This is a genomic window from Pseudoalteromonas sp. OANN1, assembly GCF_024124685.1.
GTDB classification, from domain to species: domain Bacteria; phylum Pseudomonadota; class Gammaproteobacteria; order Enterobacterales; family Alteromonadaceae; genus Pseudoalteromonas; species Pseudoalteromonas piscicida.
Window position 1 is genome coordinate 1 of record NZ_JAMXSE010000025.1, and the last position, 16357, is coordinate 16357.

Genomic DNA, 16357 nt, shown 5'->3' on the forward strand with positions numbered 1-16357 from the left:
TTTTTTGCGATGTCGATACTGATTGTTGTAATCTGCATTTGGTCTTCTCCCATTTTGATTGTTTGCAATTCAATCATGGCACACCGATGCCGAGTGTGGGAGGAGACCATTACATCAGGTTAGTTATTAAAACTTGACTTAAAGTAAAAAATATTTGACTTGAAGTTGGTCAAAGTTTACGCTTTCAATGTAAAGAATATTTAACCTTGAGTAAAGTGAGGGTAACATGGAAAGCAACAATAAGATTAAAGCGTTTTTAGACTCGTTGAGTTTCCGTGACTTAACGATTGCGATAGAGTTTTTGGTAACAGGTTATATCTTGTTTTTTTATTTAGGCGAAATAACAGCGGCTACAGAGCAGTTACGTCAAGATCCGAGTTGGGTATCAGGACTGTTGTTCAAGGTGATTGTTATTTCTATCGTGACATCTATTGCAGGTCAGCTGCTACTAAGCTTTGTTAGCGATAAAGATATGGATAAGCCGTTAGATGAGCGTGAAAAGTTGATTGCGCTATCTGGGTGTAAACCTGCCTATTGGGTGCTTCAGGTTGGTGTATGTATCTCTATTTTCCAGTATTCTGCCGAAGCGCAAAATTGGTCGCAAGCGCTTCCTTTTGAACTACCATTTGCACCACTTCATATTTTGGTGATTGCATTTTTGCTGGCTGAATTGGTCGGTTATGGAACCCAGCTCGTCAAAGCTCGTTTGGGAGCTGTGTATGGCTGATTTACCAATAAAAAACAAAATCAGAATGCTACGTTTTATGAGCAGTGAAATGACACAAAAAGAGCTTGCAGAGCGAGTGGGTGTCACGAGGCAAACGATTATGGCGATCGAGGCTGCAAAATACTCACCTTCGCTCGAAGTCGCCTTTAAAATAGCGCATGTATTTAATGTCTCTATTGAAGAGGTATTCGAATATCAGCCATAAAGTGCCCAAAACAAGCGTGATGTAAAGGGGCTTTACGTCACGCTCTTTTGTTCCTGTGAGCACAGATGCGCTTTTTGATTTAAATAGTTTAATAATTAGGCATTGTGATCTAGGCTTTAGGTAAATATATTGTTACTACTAAAGATAGTGCCTATACGATGAACTGAGTCGTCATATTATAAGGCCGATTGTCATAGACTTGCTCACGAGGTGTCATGGTTAAGCAGTACATATCAGTGAATAACTTGATTGGCATGGCTATATTGGTGTGGGGTTTGGTATTTTCTCCTGCCAGTGCAAGCGAATGCAGTAAAACGGTGAATATCGGCGTTGTTGCCGATTGGCCGCCATTAACTGTATTTGATGAGCTTGGACCTTGGGGCCTAGACGTAGACATTGCTGAGATGGTGTTCCAGCATGTTGCCGTGTGTACCACCTATATTCGCCTCCCTTCCAGCGCTCGCACTTTTGAAGAAATGTCAAAAGGAGTGATAGATGTCGCAGTAATGGTTAGCTACACTAAAGATAGAGAAGCACACGGAGATTTCTCTCTGCCCTACCGTTTTGAACGTATGCGATTATTCTCGTTATCACCTCCCACAGCGCTTGCCGATCTCGCTTCATTACTAAAGCAATCGAAAACCATAGGATTAAGCATCGGATCTTACTATGGAGAGGAGCTTGGTAAGCTTAAACAAGATCCCCGCTATAAAGATCAGTTTGTGAGTATTGCCAGTGCGCAGCGGCGGGTTGAAATGTTAATGAAAGCGCGCGTTGATTTTATTGTGGATGATATGATCACGGGGAACTATTTTATCAAAGAGCGAGGACTTGACGCTGCACAGGCTTGGCCTTATGTGGTACATGATAACCAAGTACATTTTTTGCTGCGTAAAAATGTTTTTAGTACGAGGCTGAAAGGTAAAATTGATGAAGCGATCATAGCGCTTAAACCTAAGATTGAGTTGTTAGTAGCGAGTTATCAGTCAAACGCTTCTTTTGGGATTTCAACTGTCTCAAATAGATTTCCTAGTTACCAACCGTTACCGCTTTCAAATCCTAACTAGCAAGGATGTTTTGTGCTAACTTAAGCCCCCTCATTTGCTTAAATTATGATTGTTTTCTAGCCAAACCAAACTTAATCAAATTGTCACATCAAAACGGTAAATTATCGCAAATACCTGCAAAATCTCAGATTTTTTAAAATTTTTTAAGATTTTTTGTAATCCTTTAAAACCCCTTAGCTATCATGGGATTAACCTAGGTACGAACGTCAAAAATTTGGCTTTTTACAAAAAGTCAACCTTGAAGTCTCATCTTTATCACCCTAAGATTTATTTTAATTGAACGGTCAATTAATAAAAAGCTATGCCAAAAGTCGGAATGGAACCTGTTCGTCGTCAGCAGCTAATTGACGCCACTTTAGAGTCAGTTGCCGAGTTAGGATTACAAGCAACCACTATTAATAGTATCAGTAAAAGAGCAGGTCTCTCATCGGGGATCATCAGTCACTATTTTGGTGGTAAACAAGGCTTGATTGAAGCAACCGTGCGCTATCTATTAAACAACTTGAAATACAGTTTGTTGGACAAAACCTTTGGTGGTTGTAGTGCCGAGCAGCGGCTCATGTATATCGTAGAAGCTAACTTTGCCATGGTGCAGCAGCAGTCAAATACGACGCGCACCTGGTTGAGTTTCTGGGCGCAGTCTATGCACGATGACGAGCTTCACCGACTACAGCGTGTTAACAGTCGCCGTCTGCAGAGTAACTTAGCGACTTCGTTTGCTGCTTTTATGTCGCGAGCACAAGCAAAAGAAGCGGCTGAGCTTGCCGCCGGTATGATTGACGGACTCTGGTTAAGAGCTGTGCTAAGCAAAGCTGACCATCATGCGTTTCATCACAGTGAAACGCTCGCAAAACGCTACATTCAATCACTTATTAAGCAGTTTGGAGGATAATGTGACAGTCCCTGTATATCAAAATTTTATTCATGGCCAGTTCTTGGCAAACCACTCAGGCGAAAAGTTTGCAGTAAAAAATCCAGCAACGGATGAAGTGATCTATGAGGTAGAGGTTGCTGACAGTCATGTTCAGCAAGCTGCGATTGAAAGTGCTAAAGCGGGCTTTGCATTATGGTCAGCGATGGCGCCAATTGAGCGTAGTCGTGTTTTACATAAAGCGGTATCTCTGTTGCGCGAGCGCAATGATGAGCTTGCTAAGATTGAAGTGTTAGATACAGGTAAACCTTGGCAAGAGGCTGAATGTGTAGACATTCAAACTGGCGCTGATGTGATTGAATATTTTGCAGGGTTGGCTCCCGCTCAAGTTGGCTCTCAGCAGCCAGTGGGAGGGGACTTTTTCTATACTCGTAAAGAGCCCTTGGGGATTTGTGCAGGCATTGGCGCGTGGAATTATCCACTGCAAATTGCGTGTTGGAAATCAGGCCCTGCACTTGCCGCTGGTAACGCCCTCATTTTCAAGCCATCGGAAGAAACACCACTAGGCGCGATTAAGCTGGCCGAAATCTTTATTGAAGCCGGTGTCCCTGCGGGCGTATTCAATGTGGTACAAGGTGCCGCTGAGGTGGGCCAATGGCTTACTACCAGCCCTGATATTGAAAAAGTATCGTTCACCGGTGAAGTGGGTACTGGCAAAAAAGTAATGCAAAGTGCGGCAAGCAATTTAAAAGAAGTGACGATGGAGCTAGGCGGCAAATCACCGCTTATCGTTTTTGAAGATGCTGATATCTCTCAAGCGATAAGTGCCGCGATGTTGGGCAACTTCTACACCCAAGGTGAAGTGTGTACCAACTGCACACGCGTATTTGTTCAGCGTAAGGTTTACGACGCCTTTTTAGCTGAGTTAAAGCAGCGTACCGAACAAAATATCATCGCGGGCGATCCGCTCGATCCAAACGTAAATCTTGGCGCTCTAATCTCAAAGCAGCATCACACACTGGTGATGGATTACATTGCAAAAGGCAAAGCTGAAGGCGCAACCGTACTGACCGGTGGTGAGGCACTTAGTCCTGAAACGGCGCCAAACGGCTACTTTGTCGCACCGACCGTATTTATCGACTGTCATGATGATATGACCATAGTCAAAGAAGAGATCTTTGGTCCAGTGATGTCGGTATTGGTATTCGATGACGAGGAAGAAGTCATTCAGCGTGCAAACAACACCCACTTAGGTTTGGCTGCGGGTGTGTTTAGTAAGGATATTCAACGTGCACATCGTGTTATCCACCAGCTAGAAGCTGGTATTTGTTGGATCAATAGTTATGGCAACTCACCCGCTGAAATGCCCGTTGGAGGCTATAAGCAGTCGGGCATTGGCCGCGAAAATGGCATCGAGACGCTAGATCAATATACCCAGACTAAGTCCGTGTATGTTGGTATGAGCGATATTGAAAGTCCATTTTAATCGAGGAGTATGATGACTGATTTTGATTATATTATTGTAGGTGCAGGTTCAGCAGGCTGTGTGCTTGCAAACCGCCTATCGGAAAATCCAGCGCACAAAGTGCTACTACTCGAAACTGGCGGTAGTGATAAGAGTATTTTTATTCAGATGCCAACCGCGCTATCTATTCCAATGAATACCGATAAATATGCTTGGCAGTTCCACACTGAGCCCGAGCCGCACTTAGACAATCGCGTTATGCATTGTCCTCGCGGCAAGGTACTTGGTGGTTCATCGTCAATCAATGGCATGGTGTACGTTCGAGGTCATGCTAAAGATTTTGACGAGTGGCAAGACAGTGGTGCACAAGGTTGGGATTATCAGTCTTGTTTACCTTACTTCAAGCGCGCTGAATCTTGGTATTTAGGTGGCGACGAGTACCGTGGTGAGCAAGGTCCGCTTGGCACCAATAATGGTAATGAAATGGCAAACCCGCTCTATCGTGCGTTTATTAGCGCTGGTGAGCAAGCGGGTTATGCGTTTACCAAAGACTATAACGGTGAGCAGCAAGAAGGCTTTGGGCCAATGCATATGACCGTAAAAGGTGGTAAGCGTTGTTCATCAAGTCGCGCCTATTTAGACCCAATTAAACATCGTAGCAACCTGACAGTTGTAACGGGAGCACTGGTACAAAAAGTGTTGCTAGAAGACAAAGTCGCAACCGGTGTTGAGTACAGCGCTAAAGGTAACCTGAAAGCAGCGAATGCTGCAAAAGAAGTCATTTTGAGTGCGGGTTCAATCGGTTCACCGCACTTATTACAATTATCTGGCATTGGCGATAAAGAAGCGTTGACTGCCGCAGGCGTTGAAGTAAAACACCATTTACCTGGGGTTGGCAAAAACCTTCAAGATCACTTGGAGTTTTATTTCCAATACAAGTGTAAGCAGCCCATCACCTTGAATGGCAAGTTGGGGTTAATTTCTAAAGGTTTGATCGGTGCAAGATGGTTGCTTGATAAGTCAGGTCTTGGCGCGACCAATCACTTTGAATCTTGTGCCTTTATTCGTTCGAAAGCGGGCGTTGAGTGGCCAGATCTTCAGTACCACTTTTTACCTGCGGCCATTCGCTACGATGGTAAAAGTGCCTTTGATGGTCATGGGTTCCAAGTTCATGTCGGCCACAATAAACCAAAGAGCCGTGGTGAAGTAACGATTAAATCAGCAGATCCAACGGTTGCGCCTAAAATACAGTTTAATTATCTGGCAGAACAAGAAGACATTGAAGGCTTTAGGGCTTGTGTCAGGTTGACTCGTGAAATCATTGAGCAAAGTGCGTTTGATGACTTTAGACAGAGCGAGATCCAACCAGGTGAGCATATCCAAACCGATGAAGAAATTGATGCTTTCGTGCGTCAAGCGGTAGAAAGTGCTTATCACCCTTCTTGTTCATGCAAAATGGGTGAGGATGAAATGGCGGTTGTAGACTCGCAAACCCGTGTGCACGGTGTAAAGAGGCTACGCGTTGTGGATTCATCTATTTTCCCGACCATTCCAAACGGTAACCTCAATGCGCCGACTATTATGGTCGCGGAAAAAGCAGCGGATATGATTTTAGGCAATTCGCCACTTGCCGCTGAGGGAGCAAACGTTGCTATGACACAAAACTGGCAACAGGTTCAACGTAGTTCGGAGATCTAGTTTCGCCACTCGTATGGGAAAGTTCGTGCCCCATATGAGACCTGCAGTGGCATGCAGTGCAAATCGTTTGCACTGCATTAATGCGGGAATAATGTAAATAAAAACAACGGAGAAAAAATGAGTTACTTCTATCAATTTTGGGAGGGTGACAATGACAGTATGGCTTAGTGCAGGCATCATTTTCACCCTATTGGCAATTGCCTTTATTTTATTGAAGTGGGGGAATTTACAGTGCGTTGGTGTTACACCGGTTAAAACGTTCACTTTTATTGCAATCTTATTTACTTCTGGCCTAGATGTTGGCCTGATCATGTTTCCGCTTACGGAGTTTGCGGGTTACGCAGACATAAAAGCAAGCCCAGAGTATGCATTTACTAATCCGCTGGCCATAGAGTTTGGCTTTTGGGGATTTTTAATCTGGGGGTTCTACTTTCTTACGTGCTTTTATTTCTGCGTAATAGAGCCCAAAGTGAAATTCTTTGAAATTCCTTGGGTTAAATTCATTAATAACCTAGTTATTATCGGTACTTGTGCGTTTACCGCATTCTTATTGTTGTCTAATCTACCTTGGTATTTACCAAGCTTAGGCGATGGTGAGTCGATTATTCCTAGTTTCTATTTGATAGTGTTTGCGGCGATTGCTTTTGCGGTTTATTCAAGCACCAGCCTTAAGTACGTGCGTTTTTTAAGTATCACGACAACATGGGTCTTTATCGGTTTAATCGCCTTTATGTGGGCGTCAGCGTTTGTCTTTGGTGACAGTGCGATGTCGAGTTATACCAATAACTTGGCGTTGCTCGGTGGGTATTTTGCCAATTTAGATCAGTTTGTGTTGCCACTGAATGACTATCACGAGTTTTATCTGTTTTGGTGGTTTGCGTGGAGTATCATGATTGGGCAATTCACATCGCGTTTTGTCGGTGGTTTGAAAACCTATCAAGTGCTAGCGGCGATGTTGATTTTCCCATCTATTCCAATCGCAGCGTGGTTTAGTGTGCTTTATCACTACCATGAGGCTGGGATCCCAACTGCGGGTATTAAAAACTTTGCAATGGTCTTTGTTGGCGTGGTGTTTGTAATTAACTCACTCGACTCTTTGATCCGCCTATATACAGACAACCTTAACCTCACGGTTAGCCGTTTAGGAAAAAGAAACTATATTTTATTTAATATCGTGGCGTTATCACTGCTTACGCTGTTATTTAAACTCAACTTTTTACAGATCCAATGGGTTGGTGCGTTAGTCATAGGCTTGTTCTTCTCATGTTTTGGTTACATTGCTTATAGCAAATACAAAACAGTGAGCAAGATTGATAGCTCGCCAAAAGACAACCTTATCGACTTTAGAAAAATTGAATCAGTAAACTAGGGATACAACTACATGACAACTTTAAAGAAAACACTTTGTGCACTCCCACTTATACTCGCCTCTAACTATGCGGCGGCAGACTGGTCTGCAACGCTTACAGGTGCATCTGACTATACCTTTAACGGTGTGAGTCAAACGCAAAATGACCCAGCCCTACAAGGCAGCATCGATAAAGCCTTTGCTAATGGCGTGTATGCTGGAAGCTGGGCGTCTAACGTCGACTTTGGTGGTGACACTGACCTAGAGTGGGACTTTTACGTTGGTCGCTTTATCGAGCTGAACCAAAGCTGGAGCCTTGACTATGGTATTGCTTACTATTCTTATCATGGTGGTGACAACTCAAGCGATGGTAACTATCCAGAGATATATACTAAGTTTGGTTACGCGAGTGAGTTTGGCCAAACTGAGTTTAATTTTTGGTACAGCTGGGATTATTTCGGAACCGAAGCGGGTCACACTATTGCGATGTTAGCGCATACTTTTGAAATTGCAGAAGGTCATGCATTACGAGCAAGCTTTGATATCTCCAATTCATTGGATGGCGATAAATATACATGGGATGGTAACGATAAATCTTACAATCACTATCGTCTTGCTTATCAAACGACATTTAAAGGCTTTGATATTGAAGTGGCGGCTGAAAATACGAGCTTAGATTGGGATACGGCTGATGAACGTATCGTACTTTCTGTGTCGAGAACATTTGATTTGTAACTCACATTAGATGTGATGACTGTAATACCAGCCTAACCTAGGCTGGTATTTTTTTGCCTACAAGGCACAATGATTCAGTATTGTTATAAGGATGATGATTATGGATCTTAACCAAGTTACCCTGCCCGTTGATGATATGGATGCAGCTTGTCAATTCTATCGAACGCTAGGTTTCACTCAAATTGTTGATACACCTCACTATGCTCGATTTGAATGCCCTGAAGGTAATGCAACCTTCTCGTTATCGTTAGAAATGCCTCCCATCAATAATGGTGCAGTTATTTACTTTGAACATGAACAGTTAGATGAGTGGGTCACTGAGCTTGAGGCCCGGGGTATCGTATTTGAGCAACTGCCGACAGAGCAGCGCTATCTGTGGCGAGAAGCCATACTGTTTGACCCTGCAGGGAACAAGATCAAATTATACTGGGCTGGTGAGAATCGACTGGATCCTCCTTGGCGTGTAGAACTTAAAGGATTTTAGTAAGTTCATTCTTGTTTATTTAATGTTAAATTTTGTTTTACAAACATTGTTAAATTGTGTAACTTTAATGGTGACTGTACAACTGGGTAAGAAGTCCGAGTGGAGTCGCTTAAGTTAGGGGATTTTTCACCAATCGCCTGATGGATTGTTTTGAAAGATTGAGAACGACGTATTGAACATTTCTACAGATCAAGTTGTACCATTCTCCCAATTTGCCGTTACCAGATAAACGGATGTGCTGTTGCGGCAAATTATTTCTCTATCCTTGACTAATTGCTAGGCCCTAGTTTCAAGCTTATGAACTTTCTAAAAGATATTCCAGCTGATGTAACCGAAGAAATTTCTGAAACGGTGCTGTCTCATCCAAATATTCGTATTGAACGGATAGTATCAAATGGTCATACCTCGCCAAGCTCTGGATACTACGACCAAGATGAAAATGAATGGGTGCTGGTATTAAAGGGCTGTGGTGAGTTGACTTTTGATGACGGTAAAATAGTAACCTTAAAGGCGGGCGATAGTCTTAATATTCCCGCACATCAAAAGCATAAAGTAAGTTATACAGACACTTCTGAGCCAACTATATGGCTCGCCATCTTTTATTAACTACCAAAGTTCAACTGAGCGAAGCTTAGATAAAACTAAAGTCGCCAACAAACACTTGGTTGTCGTTGGAAACTTGGGTAAACCACTCTTTTAGGCTTTCAATTGCAGCGGTTGTTTTTGCCGCAACGGTATCGCGATGCGGCGTCACGGCGTAAACGCTATATTTTTGTAATGACCACTCTGAACATAGCTGTTTTAGCCTCCCCGATGAAAGGTGATGTCTAATTTCGGGTTCAGGTAATACCCCATAGCCAATGCCATCTAGAGTGAGCTGAATGCAAGCCTGCATATTATTCACCATAAAACGCGCTGTTGGCAGCGCCACTTGTTGATGAGTTTGTTGGTGGCTCAAATGGTAAGGGTTTTGTTTACTACTCGAATGACCAATCAAGGCGTGAGGCGCTAAGCTGTCAGGATGCGATAAATTGAGTTGTGCTAGTGGATGATGGCAACTGACACAGGGGATCAGTTGCCAGTCAGCAAGGTGACGGGCAATAAGGTTTGAGTCCTGTAAAGGGCCTATACAGATAGCCAAGTCGACACCTTCAGTAATGATGTCAATGGGCTCATCGGTTAGGATTAAATCGACTTTTATTTGTGGAAACTGCTCACTCAAGTAGCGCAGAGGCTTGCTGAGTAGCCCGCCTCCAAACCCGATGGGGGCAGAGATCTTCAATATGCCAGAAGGCGTATGTTGTAATAACTCAAGTTCATGCTCCGCTTGCTCTGCGGTTTGCAGTATTTGTATCGCGGATTTGTAATAGATAGAGCCCGCTTCGGTGAGCGTGAGGTTACGAGTATTTCGATTAAATAAACTTAGGCCTATGTCTTGCTCTAATTTGCTGATCTGCTGGCTGACGGCCGAGGTGGTCATATGCAATAAGTCAGCGGCTTTACTCATACTGCCAGCTTCTACTGTTTTTGCGAACACTTTAAGTCCGCGAGTCAATTTCTGATTCATTGTTAAGACCTGCTTAAAATACCTTTAAGAAAAACCGCATTGCTCCAAAATACGCAATCATCATACCATTACAAATGAAAATAATTGTTATTTATCTTGTATTCTATCATGGAGGTTTCTCGATGTTGATGGCCTGTCGTAGTTTGGCGCCACTCTCTTTAGCTGTTGCAGCTGCCCTGCCTTTTTCCTCACTTGCGCAAAGTGATGCAAAATCAGAAATAAAAGAAGAGGTGGAAGTGATCGTCGTATCCGCTTCTGGATTTGAGCAACTGCTAAAAAATGCCCCGGCGTCTGTTAGCGTTATCAATCAAGAAGAGCTACAGCAGCGCTTTTATCGAGATCTTACCGATGCCATGACAGATGTTCCCGGAGTTGTAGTAACTGGAGGCGGAGACAGGGAAGATATTAGCCTTCGCGGCATGGGCAGTCAGTACACGCTTATCTTAGTCGACGGGCAAAGACAAAGTTCGCGTGAGACTCGGCCAAATAGTGACGGTCCTGGTGTTGAAGGTGCATGGACGCCTCCTGTTGCTGCCATCGAACGTATCGAAGTTGTGCGCGGACCTATGTCTTCGCTGTATGGCTCTGATGCAATTGGTGGTGTAATTAACATTATCACTAAAAAAACGCCTGACGAGTGGCATGGAGAAGTCAGAGTTGACGCAACCAGCCAAGAAAACAGTCGCTCAGGTGATATTTATCAGGCTAATTTCTTTGCTGCAGGCTCGCTAATCAAAGATACCTTAGGGGTACAAATTTACGGCCAAACTACGCACAGAGATGAAGACGAAATCGTGTCTGGCTTTAGAGGTCGCGATGCAGATACGCTGAAGGTAAAACTGGCCTATACACCATCAGATGAACACGAATGGTTATTGGATTATGGTATTGCTTCACAGACGCTTGATGCAACGCTCGGTAAAACGGTAGCACCGCTTGCGCCAGGTGAGCCGTGTGGCCGCCGTGGTTGTCCTGAGTCCACTACAACCGAATACGATAGCGAGTCAATCTCTTTGACGCATAACGGTTACTGGTCATTTGGTAGCTCTCGTAGTTACTTAAAACATGAAGAGTTTGATAATAAATCCCGTGAGATGACGGTCAAAAACGTAGACTTCCAGTCTCTTTGGACGTTACCGCTTGGCGAGTTTCATACTAGCTCAATCGGTGTCGCTTATCTCAATGAAGATTTGACCGACAAAACCAGTAACCGCATTAGTGATTTGCAGCAAGTCGACAACGATCAGTGGTCGGTATTTGCTGAGGATGAGTGGCGCGTCGTTGAGCCATTTGCCCTAACTATGGGCCTACGCTACGACAAAGACGGTAACTTTGGCGGCCACGTTAGCCCGCGTTTATACGGTGTTTATACTGCATCAGACGCCGTGACGGTTAAAGGTGGGATCTCAACCGGCTTTAGAGCGCCGAACTTACGTCAAAGTACTGCGGCGTGGGGCCAAGTGAGTCGTGGTGGCAATATTTATGGTAATCCAGATTTAAGCCCTGAAACCTCAATTAATTACGAGGTAGGCGTTTACGTTGAACTGGCTAAAGGGATCAGTACCTCTGCAACGGTATTCTATAACGAGTTTGACGATAAAATTTCACGGGTTTCGTGCCCACTAACTCAATGCACGGACGGCCCTAACGAGTTTGGCTCGTTACCGACAACCTATGTCAACGTTGATGAAGCCGTAACCCAAGGTGGTGAAATTAGCTTCTCGGGTCAATTGACGGAAAAACTAAAGCTTAGCGCAAACTATACCTACACAGATTCGGAGCAAAAAACCGGAGTGTATACTGGTAGCCCATTAAACCAGTTACCTAAACATTTGTTCCAAACTTCGCTTAATTATCAGTATTCTGATGAGCTGAGCACGTGGTTACGCTTCCATTATCGTGGTGAAGAAAGCCAGCCTGTAACGGGGCCTTCGCAAAGTAGCTTAGTCGCACCTTCGTATAACCTAACTGATTTAGGTGCAAATTATCAACTGAACGAAGCAATTAAGCTTGGATTCGGAATTTACAACCTCTTCGATGAAGAAATTACTGAAGCAGAATACGGCTACTTTGAAGATGGTCGTCGCTATTGGGCTTCATTGGCGTGGAGCTTTTAATGACACGAGCTCGCTCAGCGGCTAAGTCGTCGAATCGGCGACTTAAAAAGCTGTTTGATTGGCGCACTTGGCATTGGATGAGCTCTGCCGTGTGTTTGGTGGGAATGCTGCTGTTTGCCGTGACTGGGATCACCTTAAATCACGCAAGCCAGATAGAAGCTGCACCTACTACATATGCTAAAGAAGCGGTGCTGCCAAGCGCTCTGTTGACCCAGCTTAACGCGGCGGCAGAGCAAACAGCGCTGCCACACAGCTTTCAATCTTGGTATCAGTCACACACAGGCTCGGCGTTACCTGCACTACAGCAAGTGCAGTGGAGTGAGTACGAATTGTATGTTGCGCTGCCAAGAGCTGGTGGCGATGGCTGGTTTAGCATCGCCCTTGATAGCGGTGAGTTTTATCAAGAGATCACGGATCGTGGTTGGGTATCATACCTTAACGATCTTCACAAAGGACGTAATACAGGATTTGCATGGCGTATGTTTATTGATGTGTTTTCAGTAGCTTGTGTAGTGTTTTCACTCACAGGGTTATGGCTTTTATACAAGCATTCTCGAGGAAGAAAGTCGACTTGGCCGCTCGTAGCAGCAGGCTTTGTATTACCTGTTTTAGTGCTGATGGTACCCGCGCACGCTAAAGCTGATGAAGTTGAAATCACTATCCCGCGCTTAAACGTTGCGGAATATCACCCACCTTATGTAGCAGTATGGCTGGCAGACAGCAAACAACAGCGAGTTGCCGATATTGCCGTTTGGTATGACGTTAACATGGCCGATAAAGAGGGTGAAAAGTGGTTAAAAGACTTACGCCTTTGGTGGCGTAGAAGCGGTCGTAGCCTATCCATGCCTGTAGATGGCGTGACTGGTGCTACAAGGCGTCCTGGTACGGCAAAGATTGATTTAACCCCTTGGCGCGATGAGTTTAAAGCCTTACCTGCGGGTGAGTACACGCTGTTTGTAGAGGCTGCTCGTGAGCTTGGAGGTCGTGAAGTATTGAAACTGCCAGTGACCTTACCTATCACTGCGCCTGTCACTGTGATTGCAGAAGGTAAATCTGAACTCGCTACAACAATTTTAACAATGGAGCCTTAATCGTGAAAATTTCAACGTTAGTTTCTGGTGTCTTAGTTGCCTTAGCCGCATATAGCCCGTTAAGTGAAGCACACCGAGTATGGATAAAGCCAAGTACCACCGTGGTATCTGGTGACAGCGAATGGATCACGTTTGATGCTGCCATTGCCAACGGGATCTTTAACCCAGATCATTATGCTTATCCACTAGAGCGTCTATCTGCACTGTCTCCTTCTGGTAGCAAGGTTGAGCTTAAGAACGCCGCAAAACTTAAGTATCGCAGTGTGTTTGACATTGAGCTCAATCAGCAAGGCACTTACAAAGTGTTTAATCAAAGTCGCTCGCTGGTGGCGCGCTGGACTGATGAAAACGGTGAAAAGCATTACTGGCCAGGACGCGGCAAAGTTGGTTCAGTAGAAGCCTTTAACAAAGAAGTACCAAAAACGGCAAAAGATTTAAGTGTGACCGACGTTGCAAGACGATTAGAAGTATTTGTAACTTTGGGCGCACCAAATAATACCGCGCTTAAGCCAACCGGCAAAGGGCTAGAACTAAACCCGGTTACTCACCCTAATGATTTGTACACCGGTGAACCAATTACCTTGCAGTATACGATGGATGGTGAACCTGCAAAGGGTGCAGAAGTGATAGTGGTACGTCAGGATGAAAAGTACCGTGATAACAGTCAACCAAGCAAATATACAACGAATGCCAAAGGTGAAGTGACGCTAACACTATCTGAGCCAGGCATGTATTGGTTTGAAGTGGAATATGAAGACGACAAAGCACAAGCACCCGCCACAAAGCGTGCCGGCAGCTATGTCACTACCCTTGAGGTATTACCGCTTTAACCCATCGTCCCCATGTGGTTTGAGACGTGCAGTCGTCTCTGCCCATTTAATTTAGTGGTCATAACAGAGACGCCACTAAGTGCCCAAAGGGGGAGGCGTTCCTTCCTCCCCCTTTTCTTCCTTCTATGACTATTAATCACGCAGCGGTAGAACTTTTATGTTGGTAAGTTGAGTGCAAAAATACTCATTGTGAGAGACCAGTATAAACCCACAAGGAAGCTGATTAAGCATGGCAGCAAGCTCTTCTTGTGCTTCAAGGTCGAGGTGATTATCCGGCTCGTCAAGCAGTAAAAAGCTTTGCATTTGCACCGCCAGCACGATGGCCGCTTTCATTCTCTCGCCACCACTGAGACTCGTGATAGGTCCTGAAATCTTATCTAGACCCAGACCAACGCTTGCAAAGCTGGTGCTTATATTATGATGTGGCGTGTCAAGTGAGCGCTCGGCAATATCTAAAACGTAAGGGCCCTGCTCAAGCCAAGCGCAATGCTGATCTAAGTAAACACATGTCGTTGGGCGCTGGATTTCTCCACGCTTTAACTCTAGCTTACCTGCAAGGGTTTTAAGCAAGGTCGATTTTCCGATGCCATTATCTCCAATTACCCTGAGCTTTTGTGTTGTATCCGCAAAAAGGTTCAGTGTCTTTTCCGGTCCAAAGCACAGTTCGGCTTCACATAAGCGGATCTTTTCTTTCGCTCGCAGAGCTGAATTAAAATGAAACTGCTGTTTGTCTTCTCGATAGTAAACCGCATTTTTCTTAACCCTATCTTGAGCTTGCTGAATTTTATGGGTTTGTCCGGCATGACGCTTACTCCCTCTGTCTGACTTAAAGTCAGTAACTAGTTTACTTTGGCTACCAGCACGCACTTGTGCTTTTCCTTTATTGGCTTGCCGTTGATGTTGCAGATCCGCTGCAATCATGGCTTGTTTCAGTGCTTTTTGTGCTGCGCGATTTGCCAAATGTTGTTGTTTTTGTCGAGCTTGAGTTTGAAGTAGTGTCTCTCTAAAGGCGTCAAATCCAAGCGAGTGATGAGTTAGCTCCCCCTGTTTTATGTGCAGTATATGGTCGGCTGCGTCCAATAAAATAGGATCGTGTGTGACGGCAACCACACCATGCTTGTGGTGCTTTAGCTGCTCAGCTAGCCAGTGCTTATTGACGCTGTCCATGTGGTTACTCGGCTCATCCAGTAATAGGATTGCAGGTTGAGATTGTAGTATCTCAATATAAACACGCATTCGCTCTCCTGGACTAAGCCTTGTAAAGGGGGTTTCCAAAGTGAGTTCTAGCGGTGCAAGTGTTGCTTGCCAACTTGATTCTAACTGCCAATCATCTGAGATTAAGTCAAAATCGTGCTCAGAGGCTAACCCCTGATGGGCTCGATGCAGTGCTACTAGCTTCTCTTTAAGCCCGAGTAGTTCAGAAACGGTGGTAAAGCGGTTAGTCGCATCTTGTGGGAGATAAAAGCATTTCCCATGGCTTTGTCGCTCGCCCGAGGTTAGAGGCTGTTCACCGGATAAGGCTTTGAGTAAGTGTGATTTGCCCGCTCCATTAGGGCCCGTTATCGCAATAAATTGTCGCTCTATTGTTAAGTCGACATTGCAAAATAAACACTGACCATTTGCAAGTGTCAAGCTTGCTTGTTTTACCTGTATCCAAGGCATAATTACTGCTCCTAGTTGCAGCAGTGCAAAAGGCTAAAGGCACAAAGACTCGTAAAAGCCATAAACAGTAAAATAGAAAATGAGAGTCTATAGATTAGTCTGAGAAGCCTCAACGATAACCATAAGCCTTGCACTGGAAATTAATAATAAGTTCGTCAGTTACAAAGGGCTTAGTTATTCATTGTGATGGCAACTCCTAATGAGGAAATAAAACGAATAGAGGCAAATAATTAGCGGTAAATCGTGCCTACGTTTATTTTGCAGGCACAAGGGCCTGTTGATCTTTGCTGTTTGACTTTTGTTCTCCTGAGTGTGTTTTGGTCGCGACGCTCGATTTGCCGCTTAGTAATCTAGGCAAAAGTTGAGCAACAATGAACAAAGCGCACTCAGGTGAACCCAAAGGGCAGCGCTTGATTGGCATTTCTTCTGTGTTGCCCCACAAGGATGTGGGGTAAGGTGACTTTGCAGGAGCACAAAGTCTTTATCGCCA

The 16357-nt window shown here is 44.5% G+C and carries 15 protein-coding genes; 13 read left to right on the forward strand and 2 right to left on the reverse strand.

Going from position 1 to position 16357, the window contains the following annotated elements; genetic code table 11:
• Positions 1 to 226 precede the first annotated feature (226 nt).
• The 10 genes from NH462_RS18145 (at position 227) to NH462_RS18190 (ending at position 9206) form a co-directional block, all read left to right on the forward strand.
• Complete coding sequence (locus NH462_RS18145) at positions 227 to 727, forward strand: hypothetical protein (protein ID WP_010376186.1); 501 nt, start codon at positions 227 to 229, stop codon at positions 725 to 727.
• Complete coding sequence (locus tag NH462_RS18150) at positions 720 to 932, forward strand: helix-turn-helix transcriptional regulator (protein ID WP_010376185.1); 213 nt, start codon at positions 720 to 722, stop codon at positions 930 to 932. Before NH462_RS18145 ends, NH462_RS18150 begins: the two co-directional genes overlap by 8 nt.
• Positions 933 to 1147: 215 nt before the next feature.
• Complete coding sequence (locus NH462_RS18155; protein WP_253107032.1) at positions 1148 to 1999, forward strand: transporter substrate-binding domain-containing protein; 852 nt, start codon at positions 1148 to 1150, stop codon at positions 1997 to 1999.
• A gap of 301 nt (positions 2000 to 2300) precedes the next feature.
• The gene (gene betI, locus NH462_RS18160) at positions 2301 to 2891 is read left to right on the forward strand and encodes a transcriptional regulator BetI (protein WP_017216888.1); all 591 of its coding nucleotides are present in this window, start codon (positions 2301 to 2303) and stop codon (positions 2889 to 2891) included.
• Between the two features lies 1 nt (position 2892).
• Entirely contained in the window at positions 2893 to 4356 is a 1464-nt protein-coding gene (gene betB, locus NH462_RS18165; protein WP_253107034.1) for a betaine-aldehyde dehydrogenase, read from the forward strand.
• A gap of 9 nt (positions 4357 to 4365) precedes the next feature.
• Positions 4366 to 6033 carry a choline dehydrogenase gene (gene betA / locus NH462_RS18170; protein WP_253107036.1) on the forward strand — a complete coding sequence of 556 codons (1668 nt, stop codon included), beginning with the start codon at positions 4366 to 4368 and terminating at the stop codon, positions 6031 to 6033.
• A gap of 151 nt (positions 6034 to 6184) precedes the next feature.
• Positions 6185 to 7402 carry a BCCT family transporter gene (locus NH462_RS18175; protein ID WP_253107039.1) on the forward strand — a complete coding sequence of 406 codons (1218 nt, stop codon included), beginning with the start codon at positions 6185 to 6187 and terminating at the stop codon, positions 7400 to 7402.
• 12 nt (positions 7403 to 7414) lie between these two features.
• Entirely contained in the window at positions 7415 to 8116 is a 702-nt protein-coding gene (locus tag NH462_RS18180) for a TorF family putative porin (protein ID WP_253107041.1), read from the forward strand.
• Positions 8117 to 8216: 100 nt separating this feature from the next.
• Complete coding sequence (locus NH462_RS18185) at positions 8217 to 8600, forward strand: VOC family protein (RefSeq protein ID WP_010376170.1); 384 nt, start codon at positions 8217 to 8219, stop codon at positions 8598 to 8600.
• A 297-nt stretch (positions 8601 to 8897) separates the two neighbouring features.
• Positions 8898 to 9206 carry a cupin domain-containing protein gene (locus NH462_RS18190; RefSeq protein ID WP_010376168.1) on the forward strand — a complete coding sequence of 103 codons (309 nt, stop codon included), beginning with the start codon at positions 8898 to 8900 and terminating at the stop codon, positions 9204 to 9206.
• A gap of 25 nt (positions 9207 to 9231) precedes the next feature.
• Here the strand turns inward: NH462_RS18190 and NH462_RS18195 are convergent, their stop codons facing one another.
• Positions 9232 to 10167 (reverse strand): LysR family transcriptional regulator, encoded by a 936-nt coding sequence (locus NH462_RS18195; protein ID WP_253107043.1) that lies wholly within the window; start codon positions 10165 to 10167, stop codon positions 9232 to 9234.
• 122 nt (positions 10168 to 10289) lie between these two features.
• Here NH462_RS18195 and NH462_RS18200 point away from each other — a divergent pair, with 122 nt between their 5' ends.
• The 3 genes from NH462_RS18200 to NH462_RS18210 are packed head-to-tail and all read left to right on the forward strand — an operon-like array spanning position 10290 to position 14205.
• The gene (locus NH462_RS18200; RefSeq protein ID WP_253107045.1) at positions 10290 to 12284 is read left to right on the forward strand and encodes a ligand-gated channel protein; all 1995 of its coding nucleotides are present in this window, start codon (positions 10290 to 10292) and stop codon (positions 12282 to 12284) included.
• Complete coding sequence (locus tag NH462_RS18205; RefSeq protein WP_010605556.1) at positions 12284 to 13375, forward strand: PepSY-associated TM helix domain-containing protein; 1092 nt, start codon at positions 12284 to 12286, stop codon at positions 13373 to 13375. The genes NH462_RS18200 and NH462_RS18205 overlap by 1 nt, the downstream gene beginning before the upstream one ends.
• A 2-nt stretch (positions 13376 to 13377) precedes the next feature.
• Positions 13378 to 14205 (forward strand): DUF4198 domain-containing protein, encoded by an 828-nt coding sequence (locus NH462_RS18210; protein ID WP_010605557.1) that lies wholly within the window; start codon positions 13378 to 13380, stop codon positions 14203 to 14205.
• Positions 14206 to 14337: 132 nt separating this feature from the next.
• Here the strand turns inward: NH462_RS18210 and NH462_RS18215 are convergent, their stop codons facing one another.
• The gene (locus tag NH462_RS18215) at positions 14338 to 15867 is read right to left on the reverse strand and encodes an ATP-binding cassette domain-containing protein (RefSeq protein WP_253107046.1); all 1530 of its coding nucleotides are present in this window, start codon (positions 15865 to 15867) and stop codon (positions 14338 to 14340) included.
• Between the last annotated feature and the right edge of the window lie 490 nt (positions 15868 to 16357).